At 65.7% G+C, this 23,658-nt stretch carries 25 protein-coding genes; 11 read left to right on the forward strand and 14 right to left on the reverse strand.

Features of this window, described 5'->3' with window-relative positions:
- The first annotated feature begins 69 nt into the window (after positions 1 to 69).
- Positions 70 to 1,755 (forward strand): ArnT family glycosyltransferase, encoded by a 1,686-nt coding sequence (locus tag ACDK93_RS03775; protein WP_458071258.1) that lies wholly within the window; start codon positions 70 to 72, stop codon positions 1,753 to 1,755.
- 74 nt (positions 1,756 to 1,829) lie between these two features.
- On the opposite strand, the gene ACDK93_RS03780 is transcribed toward ACDK93_RS03775, so the two are convergent.
- From ACDK93_RS03780 to ACDK93_RS03795, 4 genes are all read right to left on the reverse strand, one after another.
- Positions 1,830 to 4,949: an efflux RND transporter permease subunit gene (locus ACDK93_RS03780; protein WP_458071259.1), complete on the reverse strand. Its 3,120-nt coding sequence runs from the start codon at positions 4,947 to 4,949 to the stop codon at positions 1,830 to 1,832.
- The gene (locus tag ACDK93_RS03785; RefSeq protein WP_458071260.1) at positions 4,949 to 6,046 is read right to left on the reverse strand and encodes an efflux RND transporter periplasmic adaptor subunit; all 1,098 of its coding nucleotides are present in this window, start codon (positions 6,044 to 6,046) and stop codon (positions 4,949 to 4,951) included. Before ACDK93_RS03785 ends, ACDK93_RS03780 begins: the two co-directional genes overlap by 1 nt.
- Complete coding sequence (locus ACDK93_RS03790; protein ID WP_458071261.1) at positions 6,043 to 7,332, reverse strand: TolC family protein; 1,290 nt, start codon at positions 7,330 to 7,332, stop codon at positions 6,043 to 6,045. Before ACDK93_RS03790 ends, ACDK93_RS03785 begins: the two co-directional genes overlap by 4 nt.
- Before the next feature lie 71 nt (positions 7,333 to 7,403).
- Positions 7,404 to 7,835, reverse strand: coding sequence for a hypothetical protein (locus ACDK93_RS03795; protein WP_458071262.1), 432 nt, complete (start codon positions 7,833 to 7,835; stop codon positions 7,404 to 7,406).
- Positions 7,836 to 7,892: 57 nt separating this feature from the next.
- Here ACDK93_RS03795 and ACDK93_RS03800 point away from each other — a divergent pair, with 57 nt between their 5' ends.
- A complete protein-coding gene (locus ACDK93_RS03800; protein ID WP_458071263.1) occupies positions 7,893 to 8,966 on the forward strand; it encodes a DMT family transporter in 1,074 nt (357 codons plus the stop codon).
- A gap of 72 nt (positions 8,967 to 9,038) precedes the next feature.
- Positions 9,039 to 9,752 carry an HAD family hydrolase gene (locus ACDK93_RS03805; RefSeq protein ID WP_458071265.1) on the forward strand — a complete coding sequence of 238 codons (714 nt, stop codon included), beginning with the start codon at positions 9,039 to 9,041 and terminating at the stop codon, positions 9,750 to 9,752.
- A gap of 22 nt (positions 9,753 to 9,774) precedes the next feature.
- Here ACDK93_RS03805 and ACDK93_RS03810 read toward each other — a convergent pair whose 3' ends face one another.
- Positions 9,775 to 10,050: a hypothetical protein gene (locus ACDK93_RS03810; RefSeq protein ID WP_458072331.1), complete on the reverse strand. Its 276-nt coding sequence runs from the start codon at positions 10,048 to 10,050 to the stop codon at positions 9,775 to 9,777.
- Positions 10,051 to 10,143: 93 nt separating this feature from the next.
- On the reverse strand, positions 10,144 to 11,052 hold the full coding sequence (locus ACDK93_RS03815) for an ion channel (protein WP_458071266.1): 909 nt from the start codon (positions 11,050 to 11,052) through the stop codon (positions 10,144 to 10,146).
- 122 nt (positions 11,053 to 11,174) lie between these two features.
- On the opposite strand from ACDK93_RS03815, the gene ACDK93_RS03820 reads away from it, so the two are divergent.
- A complete protein-coding gene (locus ACDK93_RS03820) occupies positions 11,175 to 11,363 on the forward strand; it encodes a CPXCG motif-containing cysteine-rich protein (RefSeq protein ID WP_458071267.1) in 189 nt (62 codons plus the stop codon).
- Complete coding sequence (locus tag ACDK93_RS03825; RefSeq protein WP_458071268.1) at positions 11,363 to 11,830, forward strand: putative toxin-antitoxin system toxin component, PIN family; 468 nt, start codon at positions 11,363 to 11,365, stop codon at positions 11,828 to 11,830. The genes ACDK93_RS03820 and ACDK93_RS03825 overlap by 1 nt, the downstream gene beginning before the upstream one ends.
- Before the next feature lie 26 nt (positions 11,831 to 11,856).
- Here the strand turns inward: ACDK93_RS03825 and ACDK93_RS03830 are convergent, their stop codons facing one another.
- Positions 11,857 to 12,510 (reverse strand): nicotinamidase, encoded by a 654-nt coding sequence (locus ACDK93_RS03830; RefSeq protein WP_458071269.1) that lies wholly within the window; start codon positions 12,508 to 12,510, stop codon positions 11,857 to 11,859.
- A gap of 124 nt (positions 12,511 to 12,634) precedes the next feature.
- Between ACDK93_RS03830 and ACDK93_RS03835 the strand changes: the two genes are divergently transcribed.
- Both ACDK93_RS03835 and ACDK93_RS03840 read left to right on the forward strand, forming a co-directional pair.
- Positions 12,635 to 13,891 carry a hypothetical protein gene (locus tag ACDK93_RS03835; RefSeq protein ID WP_458071270.1) on the forward strand — a complete coding sequence of 419 codons (1,257 nt, stop codon included), beginning with the start codon at positions 12,635 to 12,637 and terminating at the stop codon, positions 13,889 to 13,891.
- Positions 13,892 to 13,946: 55 nt separating this feature from the next.
- Positions 13,947 to 14,333: a hypothetical protein gene (locus ACDK93_RS03840; RefSeq protein WP_458071271.1), complete on the forward strand. Its 387-nt coding sequence runs from the start codon at positions 13,947 to 13,949 to the stop codon at positions 14,331 to 14,333.
- Here ACDK93_RS03840 and ACDK93_RS03845 read toward each other — a convergent pair.
- From ACDK93_RS03845 to ACDK93_RS03865, 5 genes are all read right to left on the reverse strand, one after another.
- Complete coding sequence (locus ACDK93_RS03845) at positions 14,330 to 15,145, reverse strand: carboxylesterase family protein (RefSeq protein ID WP_458071272.1); 816 nt, start codon at positions 15,143 to 15,145, stop codon at positions 14,330 to 14,332. The genes ACDK93_RS03840 and ACDK93_RS03845 overlap by 4 nt on opposite strands.
- A 73-nt stretch (positions 15,146 to 15,218) precedes the next feature.
- Positions 15,219 to 16,610, reverse strand: coding sequence for a cardiolipin synthase (gene cls / locus ACDK93_RS03850; protein WP_458071273.1), 1,392 nt, complete (start codon positions 16,608 to 16,610; stop codon positions 15,219 to 15,221).
- Between the two features lie 48 nt (positions 16,611 to 16,658).
- Positions 16,659 to 18,026, reverse strand: a complete 1,368-nt coding sequence (locus tag ACDK93_RS03855) for an FAD/NAD(P)-binding protein (protein ID WP_458071274.1) — start codon at positions 18,024 to 18,026, stop codon at positions 16,659 to 16,661.
- A gap of 41 nt (positions 18,027 to 18,067) precedes the next feature.
- Positions 18,068 to 18,643: a cysteine dioxygenase gene (locus ACDK93_RS03860; RefSeq protein ID WP_458071275.1), complete on the reverse strand. Its 576-nt coding sequence runs from the start codon at positions 18,641 to 18,643 to the stop codon at positions 18,068 to 18,070.
- A gap of 235 nt (positions 18,644 to 18,878) precedes the next feature.
- Positions 18,879 to 19,571 carry a TonB family protein gene (locus tag ACDK93_RS03865; RefSeq protein ID WP_458071276.1) on the reverse strand — a complete coding sequence of 231 codons (693 nt, stop codon included), beginning with the start codon at positions 19,569 to 19,571 and terminating at the stop codon, positions 18,879 to 18,881.
- 166 nt (positions 19,572 to 19,737) lie between these two features.
- Here ACDK93_RS03865 and trhA point away from each other — a divergent pair, with 166 nt between their 5' ends.
- Positions 19,738 to 20,403, forward strand: coding sequence for a PAQR family membrane homeostasis protein TrhA (gene trhA / locus ACDK93_RS03870; RefSeq protein WP_458071277.1), 666 nt, complete (start codon positions 19,738 to 19,740; stop codon positions 20,401 to 20,403).
- 21 nt (positions 20,404 to 20,424) lie between these two features.
- Here trhA and ACDK93_RS03875 read toward each other — a convergent pair whose 3' ends face one another.
- Together ACDK93_RS03875 and ACDK93_RS03880 are read right to left on the reverse strand one after the other, a co-directional pair.
- Complete coding sequence (locus ACDK93_RS03875; RefSeq protein ID WP_458071278.1) at positions 20,425 to 20,907, reverse strand: DUF456 domain-containing protein; 483 nt, start codon at positions 20,905 to 20,907, stop codon at positions 20,425 to 20,427.
- 45 nt (positions 20,908 to 20,952) lie between these two features.
- Positions 20,953 to 21,729, reverse strand: coding sequence for a ferredoxin--NADP reductase (locus tag ACDK93_RS03880; RefSeq protein ID WP_458071279.1), 777 nt, complete (start codon positions 21,727 to 21,729; stop codon positions 20,953 to 20,955).
- Between the two features lie 234 nt (positions 21,730 to 21,963).
- Between ACDK93_RS03880 and ACDK93_RS03885 the strand changes: the two genes are divergently transcribed.
- The 3 genes from ACDK93_RS03885 (at position 21,964) to dusA (ending at position 23,646) form a co-directional block, all read left to right on the forward strand.
- Entirely contained in the window at positions 21,964 to 22,182 is a 219-nt protein-coding gene (locus ACDK93_RS03885) for a TMEM175 family protein (protein WP_458071280.1), read from the forward strand.
- 78 nt (positions 22,183 to 22,260) lie between these two features.
- Positions 22,261 to 22,626: a hypothetical protein gene (locus ACDK93_RS03890; protein WP_458071281.1), complete on the forward strand. Its 366-nt coding sequence runs from the start codon at positions 22,261 to 22,263 to the stop codon at positions 22,624 to 22,626.
- A gap of 6 nt (positions 22,627 to 22,632) precedes the next feature.
- Positions 22,633 to 23,646 (forward strand): tRNA dihydrouridine(20/20a) synthase DusA, encoded by a 1,014-nt coding sequence (gene dusA, locus ACDK93_RS03895; RefSeq protein WP_458071282.1) that lies wholly within the window; start codon positions 22,633 to 22,635, stop codon positions 23,644 to 23,646.
- The last annotated feature ends 12 nt before the right edge of the window (positions 23,647 to 23,658 follow it).

A 23,658-nucleotide genomic window follows, 5' to 3' on the forward strand; every position in this document is an offset into this window, starting at 1 on the left:
ATCATCTATCGGATCGCAGCGGAAAATGCTCGGGTATATTGGCCAGATGCCTTTTATGCCAGGTGCTTAATGCGTCGATCTTTTTTTCACCCCGGCGGGTCGCTCAGCGCATGGCTGTGGCTGCCGTTCTGGCTGACGATGGCAACGGTTGCCATTTTTCAGCACGGGCCGATGCCGATGTTCTCCACGCGCGCGCTATCGGTCGCGTGGGAGATGTGGCACCGGCACAGTTTTCTGGTGCCCTATCTCAATGGTGCGCCCTACAGCGATAAGGCGCCGCTGCTGTTCTGGCTGATCCAGATGGGGTGGGCCGTGGGTGGCGTGGGCGATGTGTGGCCGCGATTACTCGAAGTGCTGTTCGGCGCGACGGAGCTGGTTTTCGTTGGCGTGCTGGCGCGTCGCCTGTTTCCGTCGAGCCGCTGGGCGCATCATGCCGCGCCCTGGCTGTTGCTCACCTTCACCTACGGCTTCCTGTTCGGCCTGCAGGTGATGTACGAAGTGCTGCTAGCGGTGTGCGTGCTTACCGCGCTGCTGGCGCTGGTGCCATCGGCACGACGGGAGCAGCCGCGATTCGTGCTGTTTGCGCTGGCGATCGGGCTGGGCTTGCTCACCAAGGGACCGGTGATGCTGCTGCACGTGGCGTTTCCATGGCTGCTTGGTCCGTGGTGGAACGCATGGGCGAAACGCGCGCCTCGCCGCTGGTATGGGCAGGGCGCGCTGGCGCTGCTGGGCGGCTGCGCCATGCTGGTGGTGTGGGCGCTGCTGGCCGGGCAGGCGGGCGGCGCCGAGTACCGAAACCAGCTGCTTTTCCATCAAACCGCGGGACGGGTGGTCAACGCGTTCGCTCACGCCAAGCCGCTGTGGTGGTATTTGCCGCTGCTGCCGGTGGTGATTTTTCCGTTCGCGCTGTGGCCGCGCATCTGGCTGGCGCTGGGCACGCTGCGGCGTCCGCTCGATAGCGGCACGCGATTTCTGATCGCGTGGCTGGCGCCGGTGCTGCTGGTCTTTTCGCTGATCAGCGGCAAGCAGCTCTATTACCTGCTGCCGGAGTACGCGGGGTTTGCCCTGTTGCTGGCCGCCGTGCTCGCGCGGCGGCACCGGCAAGAGGCGGGGCAGCCGCGCAACGGCTGGCTCGGTCCGTGGCCGCTGGCGCTGGTGAACCTGGGGCTGGCACTGGCGCTGATCCTGCTGCCGTCGCTGGTCGGGCATGGGCGCGTGCATTCGCCGGTGCTGATCGCGTTGGCGCCGGTGAGCATGTACTTTGGCCTGACCTATCTGCTGCTGGGAGGCGTGCTGTTGTTGCGTGGCCGCGGCGAACTCGTGCGCATTGCGGTCGTCGGGACGATCGGCGCCGTGGTCGCCAACGGATTGTTCAGCACCGCGCTGTGGCCGGCATTCAACCTGCAGCCCGCTGCCGACGTGCTGGCGCGCGCGCAGGCCCGGGGCCAGTCGATCGCCAACCTTGAGTCGTATGACGGTCAGTTTCATTTTCTCGGCCGACTGACCCGGCCCATTGAGCCATTGCATACCGAAGCCGAGCTGCAGGCCTGGGCTGCGGCGCATCCTGACGGGCTAGTTATCAGCTATCCGGATTCACCGACGCCAGCGATGACTCAGCACGCGGTTTACACGCAGCCGTTCCGCGGCGTATGGATGGCTATTTGGTCGGTGCCCGATCTCACGTCAGCGCATACGGTCCGCTGGCCACCAAGCACGTATCAAGCGCCGACCGCGGCCGAGAAGCTGGTTCGATAGGGCGAGTGTTCAATGACTACCTCGATGAAGACAGGCTGCCGCGGTGATGGCGACCGTGGCAGCCTGCGCCATGTTTAATCGTGCGGCTTGTTGGGCAGCCGTGCCGCGCGCTGCTCCATCCAGTCGTACAGCACCGGCAGCAGGATCAGGGTCAGCAGGGTCGAGGTGATCAGACCACCGACGACGACCGTCGCCAGCGGCCGCTGCGTCTCTGCACCCACACCGCTGGACAGAAGCATCGGCACCAGGCCGAGAATCGCCACGCTGGCCGTCATCAGCACCGGACGCATGCGCAGCGCGGTGCCGCGGACGACGGCATCACGCACGCTCAGTCCCTTGTCGCGCTGCTCGTTCAAGAAGCTCACCAGCACGATGCCGTTCAACATCGCCACGCCGAACACGGCGATGAAGCCGATCGCCGACGGCACCGACAGGTATTGCCCGGTGATCGCCAGCGCCACGATGCCGCCGATGGTGGCGAACGGCACGTTGGCCAGAATCAGCGCGGCGTGCTTGACGGAATTGAACGCGGTGTACAGCAGCACGAAGATGAAGAAGATCGTCGCCGGCACGATCAGCGACAGCCGCTTCAGCGCACGCTGCTGGTTCTCGAACGCGCCGCCCCACTCGCTGTAGTAGCCGGTGGGCAGCTTCACTTGTTTGGCGATCGCCGCGTTGGCCTCGCGCACGAAGCCGTCGATATCGCGACCGCGCACGTCCATCTGGATCACCGCATAGCGCTGCAGCTGCTCGCGGCGAATGAAGGAGTAGCCTTCGCCGTCGCTGATGTCGGCCACCTGCGAAAGCTGCACCAGCGCGCCGCTGGCGCTGCGGATCGGTATGCGTCCGATGGCCTGCAGCGAGGCCTTGTCCGCGTCGTTCAGGCGTACCGCAATGTCGAAGCGCTTCACGCCGTCCAGCAACGTGGTGACCGGCTCGCCGCCGATGCCGTTCTTGACCACGGTCAGCACGTCGTCCGCGTTGAGGCCGTAACGCGCCAGCGCATCGCGATCGACCTTGATGCGAATCTGCGGCTTGCCGATATTCGCTTCCAGCGCGAGATCGGCCACACCGGGGACGCCGGCCAGCACGTTCTTCAGTCGGGCGCTCAAACGATCCAGTTCGCCAAGGTCATCGCCGTAGATTTTCAGCGCCAGCGTGGCGCGCACGCCGGAAATCAGCTCTTCGATGCGCATCTGGATCGGCTGGGTATAGCTCACCACGGCGGTGGGCAGCGCGTCGGTCAATGCCGCCTGCATCGCGGTCTCGATGCTTTCCAGCGTCTGGCCGCGGCGCCAATGGTCCTTCGGCTTCAGCGGCGTATAGACTTCCATGTAGTTGACGTCCGCGGTCTCGCCTTTTTCGGCGCGGCCGATCATCGCCAGGGTGGTCTCTACTTCGGGAAACTTCTGCTTGATCAGCGCGGAGACCTGATTCGACAGCCCGATCGATTCGTCCAGCGAGGCGGACGGGATCGAAGTAATGCGCCACATGATCGCGCCCTCTTTCAGATTCGGCATGAACTCCTTGCCGAGAAACGGAAACAGCGCGAGGCTGCCCAGCAGCGCGGCCACGGCCATGCCCAGCACGCGCTTGCGGCGCGCCAGCGACCACGCCAGCGCGCTGGCGTAGCTACGTTTCAGCCAGCCCACCAGGCGGGTGTCCTTTTCCTCTTTCGGCTTCAGCACCAGCGCGGCCAGCACGGGTATCAGGGTCAGCGCGAGGACGAGCGAGCCGGCCATCGCGAAGCTGATGTTGAACGCCATCGGCTTGAACATCTTGCCTTCCAGACCCTGCAGGCTGAAGAGCGGCAGAAACACCACGATGATGATCAATATCGCAAACGCCATCGGCTTGGCTACCTCGCGCGCGGCGGCGAGTACGGCGGCGCTGCGATCGACAGTGCCACCTGCGGTTTTGCGTTCGGCCATGATGCGATAGGCGTTCTCCACCATCACCACCGCGCCGTCGACCATCATGCCGATACCGATCGCCAGCCCCGCCAGCGACATCAGATTGGCCGACAGGCCAAGCTGATCCATGCAGATAAATGCGATCAGCATCGCCAGCGGCAGCGCCACCACCACGACCAGCGCACTGCGCAGTTCGCCGAGAAACAGAAACAGCACCAGCGCGACCAGGATCGAACCCTCGATCAGTGCGCGCACGGCCGTGCCGACCGCCGCGTTGACCAGTTCGGTGCGTTCGTACACGGGCTTCACCACCACGCCCGGCGGCAGCGCCTGTTTCACCGTATCGAGCTTGGCCTTGATCGCATCGACCACGCTCTTCGCGTTTTCGCCGATGCGCGCCAGGCCCATGCCCAGCACCACCTCCTTGCCGTCGCGGGTGACGGCTCCCGTGCGCGGTGCCGCGGCCTCTTCCACGGTGGCGACATCGCGCACGTAGACCGGTGTGCCGTCCTCGGTCTTCAGCACGATGTTGCCCAGGTCCTTCGCGTTCTGGATCAGGCCCAGGCCGCGCACGAGATACTGCTCGCGGCCGACGTCGATGAAGTTGCCGCCCACCTGCGCGTTGTTGGCCTGCAGCGCCTCGATCACCTGCCTGAAGCCGAGCTGGTGCCCGATCAGCTTCAGCGGATCGACGCGCACCTGAAACTGCTTTTCCTGACCGCCCCACGAGGTGACGTCGTCGACGCCCGGTGCGGTGCGCAGAATCAGCCGGATGTTCCAGTCCTGCAATGTGCGCAGGTCCATGGCGTCCTTTGCGCGGTCTTTCGGCGAGGCGTCGGCGCGCTCGACCGTATACCAGAACACCTGTCCGAGGCCGGAGGTATTCGGGCCCATCTCCGGCTTGCCGTAGCCGGCGGGCAAACGGTCGCCGACCTGCTGCAGCCGTTCGTTCACCAGCTGGCGGGCGAAATAGACGTCCATACTGTCGTCGAAATACACCGACACAAACGAGAGACCGAACAGGCTGACCGAGCGAATTTGTTCGACCTTCGGCAGACCGGCCAGCGCCGATTCCACCGGCGTGGTCAGCAGTTGCTCCACATCTTCGGCGGCGAGACCGGAGGCTTCGGTGTACACGCTGACCTGCACCGGCGTGACGTCGGGGAAGGCATCGATAGGCAGCTGGCGCACGGCCTGAAAGCCGAGCAAGCCGATGACGACAAAAACAATCAGCACCAGCACCTTGTAGCGCAGCGAGAGTTCAACCAGACGTTCAAGCATCATTCGTCTCCCAGCTGCGAACGCAGCAGTCGCGCTTTCAGCGCGAACGCTCCTTTGCGCACATAGGCGTCGCCGGGTTTCAGGCCCTGGGTAATGACCGTCCAGCCGTCCTGCGTGTCACCGGTCATCACGGCGACCGGTTCGAATTGTCCTTTGCCCTTGTCGATGAAAACGGTGGTCTGGTTCTGCAGCAGCACGATCGCCTCCGCCGGCACGGCCAGCTTCGGCGCGGCGTTGCCGGTGCCGATGCGGACGTCGACGAGTTCACCGGCATGCAGCAGATCCTTGCTGTTGTCGACCTCGATGCGAACCGGCACGGTGCGCGTGCGTTCGTCGGTCTGATGGGAGCGCTGGGCGACCTTGCCCAGCAGCGCCTCGCCGTGGACGAGCAGGCGTGCGATCTGGCCGGGCTTGAGTTTTTCCGCGTCGGCCGGCGTCATCTGTGCGACGACCCAGATCAGATCCTCCTGCACCACGGTGAACAGCGTGCGGCCGGGTTCGACGCGCTCGCCCACCAGAAACTCGTCGCTGGAAATACGTCCTGCGGTCGGTGCCAGCAGCTCGAAACTGCCGTCGGCGGCGGCTGAGCCTTTGCGCAGCAGGGCACCGATCTGGCCGTCCGAAAGGCCGTACGCGCGCAGCTTGGCGCGGGCCTGATCACGCTGGACCTTGGCCTCGTTGTAGCGGCGCGCCGAAACGGCCTGTTCGCCCAGTGCGGCGATGCGCTGCCAGTCCTGCGACGCCACGATCAGCGCGCCCTGCGTTTCGGCCACCTGCACGCTGGAAAGCGTGACCAGCGGCTGGCCGGCTTTCACGACATCGCCGAGGCGGGCCTTGCGGGCCAGCACCAGCGACTCGACGCGCGGCGTGACCAGCACGGTGGAGTAGGCGTTCGCCTTGACCTCACCGGGCGCTTTCAACTCGTCGCTGAGCGCGCGCGCACCGGCCTTGTCCAGCACGATGCCCGCGTCCTTGATGGCCTGCGCATCGAGCGACAGCGGATTCGCCGGTGCAGCCTCCTGGCCTATGGCCATACCGGAAACCGCGGCCAGCAGCACGATGGAAAACAGGCGGCGTTGGAACAGAGAAATGATCATCGGGAAGCGTCCTGTGTGCGGCCGTCGAGCCAGTCGGTCAGACGGCCCGCGGTGGTGAGATAGTCGAACCACGTCTGCCAGGTCCGGCTTTGCAGCTCGTCGCCGGACAGCGCGGTGTCCAGGCTCTGCTTGAGTTGAACGAGATAGTCGGAGGTGCTGATTTCGCCGGCGCTCCACAGACGTTCCAGCAGCGTGGTGCGATCCTCGAACGCCGCCGCACGACCGCGGCGAAACGCTTCGCTCGCACTGCGCAGGGCGGCGTAGCGCGCCTTTGCCTCCTGCAAGTTGGCGCGCACGGAAAACTGGCGGGCACGCACGCCGGCGTCGGCCGCGTCGGCCTCCGACCGGGCCGCAGCGATCTCGGCGCGGCCGGTATTGAGCACCGGGATCGGAATGGACACGCCGATGCCGATCACGCGATCGTTCAGCGGTCCACTGCGCACGCGGCCGCCGGTAAGGCTGAGCGTGGGGTCGGGCATGCGCGCACGCCGAGCCACCTGCACGCCCGCCTCGGCGCTGGCTTGCCGCGCCTGCGCCTGGTGCAGTTCGGGCAGCTCGTCGACGGGTCGTGCGACGATGCTGTCGACGGAAGGCAGCGGCGCGTCGGGTAGCGGCGGCAGGTCGTCGGTGGCTCGATCGCCGCTGATCGCCAGGAGCGACGCGCGCGCCGATGCCTCGTTGCTGACCAGGCTCGCCTGCTGGATCTGCGCATCGCCCAGCGCCAGCGCGGCCAGGTCGCGCTCCGGGCTGCTGATGTCGCCGACCTTCAACCGCTGCGCGGCCAGATCGTCGAAGCGCTGCATGAGCAGCAGCCGACGCTGGCCCAGTGCGCTCTGTTTTTGCGCGAGTGCTGCCGTCGACCAGGCTTTCAGCCAGCGCGCGGCCACATCGCGTCGTAACAGCTCATAGCTGGCCCCACTGACGCGCACCTCGGCGTCGCCCTGGCTCGCGCGGGCCACGCGTTTGCCCGACAGATCCAGCGCCAGGCTGACGCCGACGGTGCGCCGATCGACGTCGGCGTTCTCGGCGTCCAGCGACAGCGACGGGTTGTAGATCGGCTGCGCGGCGGCCTGCGCACGGGCGCGAGCGGCGTCGAGCTCGGCGCGCGCCGCCTCGACTTCAGGGCTGGCTTTCCACACGTGCGCCAGGGCATCGCGCAGACGCGGTGATGGGGCGGCGGTCGCCGTGCCGACAGATGTTGCAGACAATGGGGCCGAAGGCGTGGCGCCGAGCGCGCACGCCAACAGCAGCACGGCGCCGAGCGGCACCGAACGTAAAACGGACATGGAGCATCTCCTGAAAACGGTTCACGAAGCGATGCGCTGCAGCAACAGCGGCATCACGAAACGGAGGGTTTTCAGGCGATGGGTGGGCGCAGCAGAGAACCGGTCGTGGCCGGTAAGAATCCCGAATGGATGGCTAAAGCATCGAAATGCATTTCCATCCTGGCGACGGAAAGCGAGGCAACCGTCGGCAGTGGAAGCGTGTGCGCGCAGGCGCAGTGGCAGTCGCCGGCTTCGCCTAATACGCAGTCGCCCGCTTCATCAGCGGCTGAAGTAACTGACTGCTCCGAGGGCGCGTCGATGGACAGAGCGCTTGCGGTGGAGGCCGCTATATTCTTGTACGGCCCATCGGTCAGACACATCGTGCCGGCGGCCAGTTTGATCAACAACACAGCCACCGCCAACACCCACAGGCCGCGATGGCGGCGAAGGCGAGTCAGCAGTGATGGATGGCTCAAGAACATCGTCAAAGCATAAGCGACAATCGACGCGTTATAGAATTCCATTGATGAACTGCCGCGCCGGAATCATCGGCTTTGGTGCGCCGGGCCTATGATGTCGGCATGAATTTGACCAATCGCGATCAATGGCGAGGTATTGGGCAGGCGCTCGGTGCGGCGGCCCTTTTCGGTTTGAGCACGCCGCTGGCCAAGACGCTGGTCGGCACGGTGCCGCCGCTGCTGCTCGCCGGACTGCTCTACGCGGGCTCCGGCGTGGGTCTGTCGCTATGGATCGTTGGGCGACGATGGCGCAAACAGCCCACCGGTGAAGCGCCGCTGGTGAGGCGCGATGCGCCGTGGCTTGCCGGCGCCGTGCTGTTCGGCGGTGTGTTGGGTCCGGTGCTGTTGATGTGGGGGCTGACGCAGACGGCGGCCTCCAGCGCATCACTGCTGCTCAATCTGGAAAGCGTGCTCACCGCAGTCATCGCCTGGGTCGTTTTTCGTGAGAACGTCGATCGTCGGGTCTTCCTCGGCATGCTGGCCATCGTCGCTGGCTGCATCGTGCTCTCGTGGCCGGGCCAGCCGTTGATGGCGACACGTTTTGCCTGGGGCGCTTTCGCCGTGGCCGGCGCCTGCCTGTGCTGGGCGATCGACAACAACCTGACGCGATCGGTGTCCGGCGGCGATCCCTTCCACATCGCCGCGATCAAGGGCGGCGTGGCCGGTGCGATCAACATCACTGCAGCCTTGTTCATGGGCTACCGGTTTCCTGCCGTGCTGCCGCTGCTGGCGACCGGCCTGCTGGGTTTTGTCGGCTACGGGTTGAGTCTGGTGCTGTTTGTGCTGGCGCTGCGCAGTCTCGGCACCGCCCGCACCGGCGCGTATTTTTCGACCGCGCCGTTTGTTGGCGCGGCGTTGTCGCTGCTGCTTTTTGGCGAGCATCCGGGCGTCACCTTCTGGCTCGCCGGGCTGCTGATGGCGCTGGGCGTGTGGCTGCACGTCAGCGAGCGCCACGCCCACGCGCATGTGCACGAACCGATGGCGCACGATCACCGTCATCGCCACGACGAACATCACCTGCACACGCACGACTTCGCATGGGACGGCGAGGAGCCGCATACGCATCCGCACAAGCACGAGGCGCTCGCGCACAGTCATCCGCACGTGCCCGATATTCATCATCGCCACGGGCACTGATTCGGATAGTACGATGCCGTCGCGCCGAGTATCGACAGCACCCCTTTCATCATGGAATAGACGATTTTCACCATGCTTCAACTGATCGGCTTCGACGGCGACGATACGCTGTGGCACAGCGAAGACTATTACCAGCAGGCGAACGCCGCCTTTGCGTCCATCGTGGGCCACTACGTCGATCTGGCCGACGGCCGCGTGCAGAGCGACATGCTGGCGACCGAGCAGCGCAATCTTGAACTGTTTGGCTACGGTGCCAAGGGCATGACGCTATCGATGGTGGAAACCGCGATCGCGATGACCGGTCAGCGCATTTCGGCGAGCGACATCCATCGAATCGTCGAGCTAGGTAAGGCGGTGCTGCAGCATCCGGTAGAGCTGCTGCCCGGCATGCGCGAAGTGGTCGAGCAGGTGGCCGTGGACTACTCCGTGGTGCTGATCACCAAGGGCGACCTGTTTCATCAGGAAAAGAAGGTAGCGCATTCGGGCCTGGCCGATTTGTTTCAGCGCATCGAGATCGTGTCGGAGAAAGATGCCCAAACCTACCAGCGCGTGCTCAACGAATTCGACCGGCAGCCGGCGCAGTTCGCCATGATCGGCAATTCGCTGCGCTCGGATATCGAGCCGGTGGTGCGTCTCGGTGGCTGGGGCGTGCACCTGCCGTATCACGTGACCTGGGCGCACGAGCTGGAAACAGGGCTGGGAGACGATGAGCAGCAAGTGATTACGGTGGCGCTGCCGGCCGATATCCCGGCGGCCGTGGCCACGCTGGCGCAGCGCGCCGCGTGATGGTCAGCGCTGTCGAATCGAATCAGGCTGGGTCGGCCGGCGCGTCGTCGTCGAAGCCGGTATAGCCCTCGGGGAAGATCGGCGTGCCGTCGTCTTCCAGGCCGGTCATGTCCGCCAGCGCTTTGGCGGCGGCGGCTTCGGCGATGTCCTTGGCGCGAAAGCTGCGGTTTTCGCAGATCGCGAAATACATCGGGAAGCCGTTGCCGCGAGGCGTAATCGCAAGGTATGCGGTATAGCGGGAGCCTTCCAGCGTGGCGCCGGAGCGGGCACGGTAGTGGTTGAACTCGCGCTCGGCCATGATTGTTTTCTCGTGCAGCATGCAGTTTCGGTGCGCGCAGTGTATCGCCTTGCCGGTAAGGGCGGCGGCGATCTTTACTACAGCCTTATCGGATCAGCCGGGTGGCTGTTCGCCGTCATCCAGCGGCACCACGTGATGAAAGACGTTGTAGTCGATGGTGTTGACGCCGTCGGCATCCTCGTTGACGAGATCGACGTAGCGATGATTCCAGCGCAGGTCGCTGTGGTTCCAGCGCTGGCGCGCCAGCATCGACTGTGCGGTGGTTTCGTCGATGCCCTCGATGGTCAGCAGCAGTATCGCCTCCTTGCGGTCCAGGCTTTCCGACGTTTCGCCGAACAGTGGGCTGCTGGCATCGATCACATGCATCAAGCTCCAGCTGAGCACGAAAATCGGGTGCCGGTCACGGGTGAGTTTGAGGTCGTAGATCTTGCGCAGACGAAAGCCTTCCGGCGAGGTCTCCAGCCGCAGCAGGTGCAACTGCGCCGACGCTTCGGCGATCACGTTCTGCCGGGTGTTGGCGGCGCGGATCATCAGCGTGGGCTGGCCGTCGATCGTGCGCACCACCGGATGGTCGGCGAACAGGATTTTTGCGCGCGGCCGCGAGAAGCGCGAAAAGATCAGGCCGGTCACCACGGCGATGCTGACCATGCCGGTGAAGATTTCCACCGTGGCCACGATGTGCGAATACACCGTCTGCGGATGCATGTCACCGTAGCCGACGGTGGAAAGCGTTTCGACGCTGAAGAAGAACGCGCCGCTGAAACCGTGCGGATACTGGTTGGCGATGGCGTTGTCGCCGAGTTGGTAGATCGTCGCAAACAGGGCGTTGAGCAGCAGGAAGATCGCGCCGATCAGACCAAAAAATACCGGCCAGCGAATGGTCAGCGCGCGGTGATAGATGTCGTCCCAGAATCGCTGGGATAGGCCGATGCTGACGAACGCCCTGCCGCCGACATCGACGATGCGCGGGCGCTGCCTGAAACGCTTGGGCGGTGACTTCATCGCGAGCCTTATCGTGGGGAAAATGCAGCGCAGGGCCGGTGCGGCGATTGTAGCGCCTGGCTTGCGCGCATCCGGCGACGGCTCTGTGGCAAGCTGGCCCGCCGTGTACAGGTCATGCGTCTATGCCTACGCCCTGCGATATTTCCTGCCCCTACTGCGGCGAGCCGATCGAGATTCTGGTCGACGAGTCGGCCGGCGATCAGTTTTACATCGAAGATTGCCAAGTCTGCTGCCGGCCGATTTCCCTGAGCGTGCGCATCGACGACGACGGCGAACCGCAGGTCAGCGCGGCCGGTGAGAACGACGCCTGATGACGGCGGACCATCCGGTTGCGCCAAGCGTGCCGCGCATCGTGCTGGATACCAATGTCTGCCTCGATCTGTTTCTGTTCAACGATCCGCATTGCGCGCATCTGATGCTCGCGCTGCGCAACGGCTCGGTGCAGGCGGTGACACGCGACGATTGTCGTGACGAATGGCGCCGCGTGCTGCACTACCCGCAGGTTCCGATCGACGACGCCACCCGACCGGCGGTGAGCGCGGCGTTCGATGGCCTGATCCATTATTTGGATGCTGAAGAATCCACTGTTGCGGATGACGCCTGGCTGCCGCGCTGCGCCGATCCGGACGATCAGAAATTTCTCGAACTGGCGCTGGCCAGTGGCGCCCGCTGGCTGATCAGCAAAGACAAGGAACTGCTGAAGTTGGACTGGCGATCGCGCGCCGCGGGTCTGTTTCCGATTCTGCTGCCGCAGCAGTGGTCGCGGGCGATGGTTTGACACGCCGACGGCCTGCCGCCGCCATCTCAAACGGACTGCAGCGCGCCAGCGTTGGCGATGTCGATCCGCTGGGCCGCAAGCGCTTCGCGCGTGGCGTCATCCGTCGCGGGCGTTACCGGACGGGTTAGATCCCACAGCACGTGCGTGCGAAAGCCGGCTTCCGCCGCGTCCTGCGCCGTCCATAAAACGCAAACGTCGCGCGCCAGCCCGCAGACGTACACCTCCACCACGCCGCGTTCGCTCAGCCAGCCGGCCAGGCCGGTGCTGGGCCGTTCGCCGTTCGGCCCGTGGTTTTCGCGAAAGCCGCTGTACGAGTCCACGCCGGCGTGGCTGCCTTTGCGGATCACCGCATTCAGCGCCGACCAGTCCACGCCGCCGTGCAGCGCGGCACCGTCCGTGCCCTGCACGCAGTGGTCCGGCCAAAGCGTCTGCGGCTGGCCATACAGCGCGATCTGATCGAACGGCTTGCGGTCGGCATGCGAACTGGCGAAGGAGACGTGGCCCGCGGGGTGCCAGTCCTGCGTGGCCACCACGTGTTGGAAAACGCCGGCGCGCAGCAACGCGTCGATGCCTGGCACGATCGCGTCGCCCTCATGGCAGGCCAGCGGTCCGCCGGGCATGAAATCCGGCTGCACGTCGACGACGATCAGGGCGGCATGCGGGGTGATGGTGGTCTTCATAAGCGAGCCTTGCGGAGCGGTCTGGCAGCGCGAGTCTAGCGTGGGCGATTGAGGTCGGTTTTCGGACCACAACGGTTGATGCAGAATCGGCGCGGGGCAGGGACGAATCAGCCAGGGGTGAGCGATGGATCAGGTTTCCGGCGACACGGGGTACACGCAATCGGTGCTGGCGAGCGCCGCCTATCCGCGGACGTATCGTTATTCCACCGCGGTGCGCTGGCTGATCTACGTGATTGCCGCCGCGATGATGGCCGGCGGCATCTGGATGGTGTTCATGCAAATCCGGCAAGCGTTCGCGCCCGCCGTCTTTCTTTGGCTCGGCATGGCCGCGCTGAGCCTGGGTGTGTTTATGGCCGCATCCTGCACCGTCGCGTGCCTCACTCTGCGCGCCGATGCGATCGAAGTGCGCCGGCTTTTCAGCAGCCGACGGCTGCGTCGCGACGAGATCAGAGGCCGCCGTCTGGTGCCGACGCGCGGCAAGCCGATATCGGTACTTGTGCCCCAAAGCGGTCAGCCGCTGCGGCTGGATTCGGGCTATCGCGGTGACAGCGTGCTGGACGCGTGGATCGCCACCCTGCCGGATCTGGACCAGCGCGAGCGCGACGCCTCGCAGGCCAGGCTGGCGGCCGATCGCACCTATGGCGCCAGCCCGAAGGAGCGCCTGAGCCGCCTGGCCACGGCGCGCCAGTTCGCCAAGGTGGCGCAGGTAACCACGATGGCGCTGAGCGCGTGGGCGTACGTCTATCCGCGGCCCTATCTGCTGGTGGTCGCGCTGGTGGCCCTGCTGCCGTGGTGCGCGGTGGCCCTGGTCGGCTGGTCGCGCGGGCTGATCCGCTTCGACACCTCGCGCAACGACGTGCGTCCGAATATCGCTATCACGCTGATCCTACCGGGCATCGTGCTGGGCGTGCGTGCCTTATCGGATACGCACATGCTGGACGTGGGCTCGGCACTTGAATACGGCGTGGTGGTCGGGCTGCCGCTGCTGGCCGCCGTCATGCTGGTGAACGATCGCAGCGATCGGCCGCGCGCCCTGGGTTGGAGCATGCTGCTGCTGGCGCTGGTCGCGCTGCCCTACGGCGCTGGCGTGCTGAGCCTGTCGGATGTGCTGCTCGATCAGCAGCCGCCGCAGGTTTTTTCGACCCAGGTGCAGGGCAAGTACATCTCCCGCGGCAAGCATCCGCAGCCCTATCTGGTGCTGGCGCCGTGGGGACCGGAAACGATGGGCGACAAGGTGGCGGTGAGCCACACCTACTATGCGCAGACGCCCGTGCACTCGACAGTCTGCGCGGCGCTGCACCCGGGCAGCGTCAAGCTTCGATGGTTCGACGTGCGCCCATGTCCCTCGACGTCGGCTGGCGGCAATACGTCCATGCCGTGAGGCGGCGCTTCACTGCATAATGGTGTCGAAACCGACGAAGAAAGCGAGACGCGCCATGCATTACGACCAGAGCTGGATGGGGTTTGGCATTGTCGGCGGCATGCAGGCAGGCCTGATCTCCGCGCTGGCCGCGCTGCTGCTATTCGTGGTCTTCCACTGGCTCGGTCAGCGCAACGCCTGGGGTTACGGCACGCAGATCGGCTGGACGCTGCTGGTGGCCGCGCTACTTACCGCCAGCGGCGATCTGTGGGATCTGTTCTATTTCAACTACGCTCCGCTGCAGTCGATGGCGCTGCTGCGCGCCAAGCTGGCCGAGGTGCACGATCCGGACAGCATCGGCCTGCGCGTGCTGTGCGAGCTGCTCGGCATCGTACTGGGCATCTATGTAGCGTGGGTGCTGTGCCACTCGCGCTGGGGCACGCGGCTGCTGCGTCGCCGCTAACGCTCCGGCGTGGCGCGCACGGTGTCGAGCCGATGCGAGAACATCCACGGCCACAGTTCCGGCAGCGCATACGCCGGCACCCAGGAACCGTGGTTGACGCCGGGAAATTCGGTATAGCGCACCTCTTCATGCGCGGCCTGCAGCGCGGGATACAGCTGGTGATCGTCGGTGAGCGGCACCACCGTGTCCGCGCTGCCGTGAAAAATCCACACCGGCAGGCTGCCGATGTGTGCGGCGACCCACGCATAGGAATCCACGCCTGCAGGAATGCCCAGCACGTGCAGCGCGGGCTCGTCGGCAATCGGGTTGATCGCGCCGCAGATGATGGCCGCCGCGGCGAACAGGCCAGGATGATCGATGGCGATCTGCCATGCGCCGAAGCCACCCATCGACAGTCCGGTGAGATAGAGCCGATGACGATCGCCATGGAATTCGTCGATGCTGTTCTGCATCGCCTGCAGCGCCATTTGTTCGATCGGCCCGTTCCAGTAGGTGTGCTCCGGCGCCTGCGGAATCACCACCACGGCCGGAAAATCGGCACCGTGCTCGCGCAGCCACGGCGGGAGGCCCTGGGTCATCTGCCTCGTGTTGTCGCTGCCGGCTTCGCCGCTGCCGTGCAGAAACAGCACCACCGGCCAGCGGCGTTTGGACGTCCAGCCGTCCGGAACGAATACCTGGTAGCGATACGTGTTTCCCTGCAGCGTGACGCTGCGTTCGACGAAGCGCTGCGTGTCGGCGGCGCACGCACGCAGGGCGGGCAGGCATAGCGAAAACAGCAGGAGTAGCGAAACCAGGGAGAAGCGCAGGCGCATCGGCGGTGTCCTTGGAAAGATCGGGCTATTCAAGGCCCGTGTGCCGAAGCGCGCAAGGCGCCGTGCAGCGGGGCTATAGCAGTGGGTCGAACAGGCGCGCCACGTGCATGGCGACGCGGCGCAGATAGGGTGCGTCGAGGTACTCGCCTTTTTCCACCGGCAGCGCCTTGGCGAAATCCGCGCTCAGCATGGCCTCCACGTCGCGGGCAAACGGCGTGTCGACAATCAGGGCGCTGACCTCGAAATTGAGCCGGAACGAGCGGCTGTCAAGATTCATGCTGCCGACGGCGGCGGTGTCGTTGTCGATCAGCAGCACTTTCTGATGGGTGAAGCCGGGCTGGTAGCGGAACACGCGAATGCCCGCGCCCAGCGCTTCGTGCGCGTGCAGGGTCGAGGCGAGAAACACCGTGCGGTGATCGGGCCGCGAGGGAATCAGCACGCGCACGTCGACGCCACGCGCCACCGCCAGCCGTAGCGCGGCGAGCACCGCGTTGTCCGGCACGAAGTAGGGCGTGGTCAGCCACAGGCGTTCGCGTGCGGCGTTAATCGCGGCGGTGAAGAACAGCGAGCAGGTTTCCTGCGCGTCGGCCGGGCCGCTGGCCACGATCAGCGCGCTGGCCTCGCCGGTGCACGGTGGCGTTGGAAGCAGCGGCGGCGGCGCACCGGTGATCCACTGCCAGTCACTGGCGAACAGCTGCTGCAGGTCGGCAACCGCGGGGCCACGCAGCTCCATGTGCGTATCGCGCCACGGTGCCAGCGGCGGCTTCAGGCCCAGGTATTCGTCGCCGACGTTGAGCCCGCCGACGAAGGCGCGCGCCCCATCGACGACAACGATCTTGCGGTGATTGCGGAAATTCAGCTGAAAGCGGTTGCGCCAGCGGTGCGTGGCGAACGGATGAATCGCCACGCCGCCCGCGCGCAGCGTTTCGATGTAGTGCCGGGGCAGGTCGTGGCTGCCGACACCGTCGAACAGCACGCACACTGCCACTCCGGCTGCCGCGCGTTCCAGCAGCAGCTGCTGTACGCGCCGGCCGAGCTGGTCGTCGTGAAAGATGAAAAACTGCACCAGCAGGCAGTGCTGCGCCTCGGCCATGGCGGCCAGCATGACCTCGAAGGCCGCATCGCCGTCGATCAGCAGCTTCAGCTGGTGGCCGCTGCGAAACGGCTGGCCCTGGATCGCGCTGATGGACGCGTAGCGCGCGCAGTCCGGGTCGATCGCCTGCGCATTGCCGCTGTCCCGGGCGCGCGAGGAAAGTTTCGACTGCTGGCTGGTGAGGTAGCCGAGAAAGCGATTGGAGCCGAGATACAGATACGGAATCAGGGTCAGATAGGGCAGAAAAATCAGGCCCAGCGCCCAGCCGATCGCGCCCTGCGGCGTGCGCGTACGCATCACCGCGTGCATGGCGGCCAGCACGCCGGCGGCGTGAAACAGCAAAAATCCGGCGGTGATCAGAAAGGTGCTCATCGGCGTGCGGTCATGGAGTGGGGCGGTGCTGTCGGTCCAGCGTGGCGCTTACCTGACCAGCAACTGGTCGGCCAGATGGCGCGCCTGCTGGCGGATTTCCGGCATGGCGGTGGATTCCCACAGCGTGCCGCGCAGCATGCTGCCGATCGCGAACAGGTTGGACCAGTAGTCCTTGCCGTGCGCCAGCCGGCCATCGGGCGCGGCCCGCATCCCCAGGCCGAGCGGATCGGTGGCGATGTGTCCGTTGGTGAGCAGCTGGCTGACCAACGGATGTCCGGTGCGGCGGATATCGTTGTTCATGCCGGTCGTCTGGATGATCAGGTCGGCCTCCAGCGCATGAGGAATGCCGGCCGGTGCACAGGCGAGCTGTAGCTGCAGCGTGTCGCCAGCCAGCGCAACGGACTTCATCCGGCCGCGCAGCCTGTGCAGGCGGCCCTCGTCTTCAAGCGCAGCAACCGATCTGGCGACCTGCGGCGGCATCCGGTGACGCACGCGCTCCCAGGCCCAGCGCGCATGGCGCAGAAAGCGGCCCCGCTGCTCGGTATCCAGTTCGCGCCAGAGGCCCGGGGTGTGCGGCCGCAGGCTGTCGATCACCGCGCGCCAGTCGCGTTCGTGCGCCAGCGCCTCGCGCAAAAGGCGCAGCCAGTGGCGCACGTCGGGCGAGTCGCGCATCGAATCGATCAGCTCGCCGCTGTCCCCGGCAGGCACGGCGGCGGCGTTGAGATGCGCCTCGGGCAACAGGCCGTGACGCGAGATGGCGGTGAAATCAGCCTGCGGCCAGCGCGCCGAAAGCTCCAGCAGCACGTCTACGGCGGTCAGGCCCAAGCCGATCAGAACGACCTTGCGCGGCGCGGACATGGTGTCCGCGCTCGCCATCAGGGCCCAGGGATCGACCACGTAGCGGCCGCTGTCCAGCGCCTCGGCACTGACGCCGCCGAGCGGTTGCGCCGGCAGCGAGCCCAGTGCCAGCACGGCCGCATCGAACTGGCGGCTTTCCTCGCCCTGGATGACGGTGACGCCGTCCCGCTCCGGCACCATGGCCTGGACCGCGAACGGAATCACGTTCACGTCGTGGCCGTTGGCCTCGCCCTGCGCGAGCGCCCGCGCCACCTCGGCTTCGAGATAGTCGCCATAGCGGCGCCGCGGCATGAAATCGGTGCCGGCCACGGCGGGATCGTCGCGCTTGAGAAAGTCGAGAAAGCCGCTGGGCTTGCCGGCGAACATACTCATCGATGCTGCGCGGACGTTCAGCAGGTGGCGGTCGGAGGGCGTGCCATAAGCCACGCCCCGGGCAAGTGGCCCGCCTCCGGTGTACCAGTCCAGATGCAGCGGCTGCGGCAGCTTTCGCTCCAGCAATTCGCTGAGCAAGGTAGCGGCCGCAGCACCGCCGCCGATGATGGCGACCCGTCGAAACATGAATTTACCTGATCGGTTTGGCGTTGAGCGAGCGGTGGAGGTCAGCTGAGTTGACCGGTGACGGCCGCACGCTGCAGCTTCGCCACCCAACCTGCTTCCGGCTCAGCCTTCTCGTAAGCGAAGTACTGTGCCAGATCGCCCCCATACACGTGAAGCGTCAGCGCCGTATCGCGCTGGGATAAATTGCGGCAGCGGTGCGCGTGGCCGTCCCCGCCCTCGAACCAGGTGCCGTCGCCGGGCCCGAGCCAGTCGCGACCGAGTTCGCGCAAGTCGCCCGTCTGCGGGTCGAGGTCGTACGACTGCACTTCCAGCGCGCCGAGCAGGGTGACCTCCAGCCCCCACAGCCCGCCATGGTCGTGCACCGGCGTGATGTGGTTCGGCGGCCACGCCATCACCAGCACGCTGATGGCGGGATTGCTGCGTTCGGCCACCAGCCAGCGGTCGAAGCCGTGACGGCGCGCCCGCAGCGGCGCGAAACGCGTGGTCAGTGCGTCGGCATCCTGGTGCACGACGCGGCCGATGTCGCGCGCCATCAGCGCCAGATCCGGCTGCGCGGCGGCACCCTGCTCGAGCGCGATTCCGCGCAAGGTCTTCAATGTGTGCAGATATTTCCCCATGCGCGGAGCCTGGCTGAACGACTGTTTTGCAGTGGACCATGCGAGTCGTTAAAGACGCGTAAGCCGGAGGCGGTCCTTTTCCGGGGCCGTTTTCACGTTTGTCCGGCACGCCAAGCAGACGGCGTCGGTGCCGTTTCGGTTGCTGCGAATGTTGATCGGCCTGGGTGCTGGTGGTCAGGGCTTCGCGCCAAAGCGTACCGGTCAGCGGAGACCGGTAACCGGTACGCCTCACCCCTCACTGCTGGCGCAGATCAAAGCTCACCGGCACACGTGCCCAGGCCCGCACGACTTTTCCGTCGACCATCGCTGGCTGGAATCGCCACGATGACAGCACCTGCTGCCGTGCGCTGTGGTCGAGCAGCGCATATCCGCTGCTTCGTTCGATCACCACGTCGAGCGGCTTGCCGGTCTCGTCGACCAGTACTCGCAGCAGTACCGTGCCGTGCATGTGTTCGCGCATGGCCTGCACCGGGAACTGCAGCGGCGATGACCGGTAAGCCAGGCTCGCCTCGACCGGCTGGCCGGTCGTCGCTGGCATCTGCGGCGTCGCGGCGGTAGGCACGATGCTCGGTGGCGCTATCGGTGGGGCGGCACGCTGGCCTTCGGTTGTCGGCACAACCGGCGGCAGCGCCAGCGGGGTGAGCTTTCGGGGGCTTTGAGCCACAACCCTGTGCGGATGCGGCAGCGGTTTGAGCTCGATGGCGGGCGGCGGTGGCACGGCGGCAGGAGGGCTGATCCAGCGGATCAGCGTGGCCGCTGCCGGCGTCGCCAGCCGCGGCACGGCAGGTGCGCCCACGGGACGGGTGGCGATCAGGAGCACGGCCAGGTTCAGCGCCATGGCGGCACTGAGGGCGGTGATCCGGATCGTGTCGGGGTGGGTGGCATGCTGCGGGGTATGACGAGCGTGGGCCAGACTTGCGGAAGACATGGGCGACCTCCTGACGGCAGTGTGGGTTGGCGCGGCAGTGCCACAGCCCGGCGTGCCGGGTATTGCGCTGCAGCAATTGCAGCGTATGCTCATCGTGTGCGGCGGCGCAAGTGAGCTCATCGCCGTTTTTCAAGTGGACGGCTGGACGTCCATTTCAGGAGACTGGATGAACCTCACATCGCCCATCGCGGGTCCGCGCTACAGCTTCGGTGACGAGCTGGCCAGCAGCGTGATTCACGGCATCGGCATCGTGCTGAGCATCGCGGGTCTGGCGATTCTGGTGGCCTTCGCGGCTCGCCATGGCAATGCGCAGGTGGTCGCGGCCAGCGCGGTCTACGGCAGCACGCTGATTCTCCTTTACACGGCTTCCACGCTGTATCACTCGATTCCCGTGGCGAAGGCCAAGCCGACGCTGCGTACGCTGGATCACATCGCGATCTTTCTGCTGATCGCCGGCACCTATACGCCCTTCACGCTGATCGCGCTGCCGGGCGCGTGGGGTTGGAGCCTGTTCGTTGCGGTGTGGGCGATGGCGCTGCTGGGCAGTGCGCTGGAAGTGGGGCTGCTCAAGCGGTACCGGAAATTTGCCGTGTTGCTGTATGTCGGCATGGGCTGGATCGGCATGATTGCCTTCAAACCCCTGAGCGCCTACCTGCAGAGCGGCGGCACCGCGCTGCTGATTGCCGGCGGTCTGGCCTACACGCTGGGGGTGCCGTTCTACCTGTGGCGCAAGCTGCCGTATCACCACTCGCTGTGGCACCTGTGCGTGCTCACCGGAAGCGTGCTGCATTTTCTGGCGGTGCTTTTGTACGTGATCCCCGATCCGGCCTGAACCTGCCGGCAGGCGCGCTGCCTAGGCGAACCACCAGGCCAGCGCGAACAGGCCCACCATGACGAACGAGATCACCAGCTTCATCAGCGTGCCGAAGAGCAGGCCGATCCACGTGCCGACGCCGACGTGGGCCGAGCGCAGCACGCTATTGCCCGAGGCCAGTTCGCCGAGCAGGGCGCCGATGAACGGCCCCAGCAGCAACCCGGGAATGCCGAGAAACATGCCGGCCAGCGTACCGATGCTCGCGCCCCACATTGCCTGCCGGCTCGCGCCGATGCGTTTGGCGCCCAGCGTGCTGGCGACAAATTCCAGGATCACGCCTGCGGCGGCGAGACTACCGATGATCAGCAGCCACCACAGCCCGAGGTGCCGGTAGTCGTCCACCGCAGCCGTGAGCCAGATGCCGCCGAAGATCATCGGCAGGCCGGGCAGCGCGGGAATCACCGAGCCGATCAATCCGCCGACGATCAGCGCGGCGGCTAGCAGGTAGAGCGCTATATCCATGCGATAAGGTCCTTTACCGTCGCGCCAAGGTCGTGAGGTCGACGCTCATTTTTCGACGAAGGCCCGTTCGATCACGTAGTCGCCCGGCTCGCGCGTGCGCGGCGATACATGAAAGCCGCGGCCGTCGAGCAGGGTGGAAAGATCGTCCAGCATGGCCGGGCTGCCGCACAGCATGATGCGGTCGATCGCCGGATCCAGCGGCGGCAGGCCGATGGTCTGGCTCATCAGGCCGTCGGCGATCGCGTCGGTGATGCGGCCGCGGTTGCGAAACGGTTCGCGCGTGACACTGGGATAATAGATGAGCTTCTCGCGCACCAGCGGACCAAGGTATTCATGCTGCGGCAGCTCGTGTTCGAGATACTCGCCATAGGCCAGGTCGGCGATATTACGTACGCCGTGGGCCAGCACGATCTTGTCGAAACGCTCGTAGGTTTCCGGGTCGCGTACCAGGCTCAGAAACGGCGCCAGACCTGTGCCGGTGCCCAGCAGATACAGATGGCGGCCGGGCTTGAGGTCGTTCAGCACCAGCGTGCCGGTTGGCTTGCGGCTGACCAGCACAGGGTCTCCGGGCCGCAGGTGCTGCAGGCGGGAGGTAAGCGGGCCGTTGGGCACCTTGATCGAGAAGAATTCCAGATGCTCCTCGTAGTTCGCGCTGGCGATGGAATACGCCCGCATCAGCGGGCGGCCATCCACCTCCAGCCCCATCATCACGAACTGGCCGCTGTCGAAACGGAAGCCGGGATCGCGCGTGGTGCGGAAACTGAAGAGCGAATTGTTCCAGTGATGCACGTCAATCACGCGCTCGGATGCCATTGCCACCATGGGTAAGGTTGTCTCATTTGGAATGCTGTTGGTCGATGGCCGCGAGGCGGCTCGACTGGGATTGGCTGCTCGCGACGTCATAAGCTGCCGAAACTTGGGCTGCCGAAACGCGATGGCCTGGAATATTTTACGCGATCGATGATGCGCTCTGCCGCGTGAAGCAGCCGCCATGCTGGGGTATCTTGGCGCATCATGCAGGCCATCGACGCCGGGGACTCTCGAATGGAAGCAGACATGCCCAAACCGGTACCGGGACACCACGTCCACCAACGTCATTTCGAGCGGCTGGTGATGCTGTCCGATGGCGTATTCGCGATTGCGATGACCTTGTCGGCCGTGGAGCTGAAGCCGGAGCCCTTGCCCGGCGCAAGCCTGGCAAAAATGTGGGCATTGCCGCTGGCGACCTATTTCGTCAGCTTTGCCATCATCGCCGGCGTGTGGGTACGCCATTGATCGGCGCTGGCACACCTGCGCCGCGTCGATACAACGACGACGCTGATCAGCCTGCTGCTGCTGAGCCTGGTTTCGCTGATGCCGGTCGTGATCCGGCAGATGCTCGAAGGCGAGGGTGAAGCGCATTCGATGGGCATGCTGGTTTACTCCCTGGCACTGATGGTGACCTACCTGTGCCTGGCGGCGAACTGGAGCTATGCCGCACTCATCGCCAGACTCGCGCCCGACGTCGCGCGCCCGCGCGCGCTGGCCTGGCTGATGCAGGACTTTTTCGTCGCCATAATGTTCGCGTCAGTGGCCTTTTACAGCGTGGAACTGAGAGTGGCCGCCGCCTTGGCCGCACTGCCGGGGGCTGGACTGCGCATCGGTTCGCTGCGATTGCTGAAGAAAGCCAGGGCGGCCGAAACCGAAGCTCCCCTCGAGGACGTCAATCCGGGACAATAGCCGGTGATGACCGACTCACTTGCCGCCGCTGACACTGTCTACGCCGAATCCGCGCGCACGCCGTGGCGTGTCTGCGTGGCGCCGATGATGGACTGGACCGATCGGCACTGCCGCTATTTCCACCGGCTGCTGTCGCCGCGGGCGCGGCTCTATACCGAGATGTTGACCAGCGCGGCGCTGGTGCGCGGCCGCCAGCTTCGTTTGCTCGAACACAGCCAGCAGGAGCACCCGGTCGCCCTGCAGCTCGGCGGCAGCGATCCGCACGAGCTGGCGCAGGCGGCGCGCGACGGCGCGCAGGCCGGCTACGACGAGATCAACCTCAACGTCGGCTGTCCGTCCGACCGGGTGCAGTCCGGCCGCTTCGGCGCCTGCCTGATGCGCGAGCCGGCCCTGGTAGGCGATTGCATGAAGGCGATGCGCGATGCGGTCGATGTGCCGGTGACGGTGAAATGCCGTATCGGTGTCGACGACCAGGACGACTACGCCGGCCTGCAGCACTTCACCGAGACGATGCTCGCGGCGGGCGTCGAGGTGATGACCGTGCACGCACGCAAGGCCTGGCTGCAGGGCCTGTCGCCGAAAGAAAACCGCGAGATTCCGCCGCTGGACTACGAACGCGTGTACCGGCTCAAGCGTGAATTCCCCGAGCTGACGGTGGTGATCAACGGGGGCATCAGCACGGTCGCGCAGGTTCGCGCGCATCTTGAACAGGTCGACGGGGTGATGCTGGGCCGCGCCGCCTATCACGATCCGTACCTGCTGGCCGCCGTCGAGACGGCGTTGTACGGCGAGCGGCTGCCCGCACGCGATGAGGTGCTGCGCCAGCTGCGCCCCTACGTGGAAGCCGAACTGGCCCGCGGTACCGCCCTGAAACACATCAGCCGGCATCTACTGGGGCTTTATCAGGGTGAGCCGGGCGCGCGGGCGTTTCGCCGCACGATCAGCGAAGGCGCGCATTTGCCCGGAGCGGACTGGGATCTGATCGAGAGGGCGATCGCGCCGTGTTCGGTTGCGGCGTGACAGCCGCCTTTC

The sequence above is a fragment of the Rhodanobacter sp. BL-MT-08 genome, assembly GCF_054161255.1.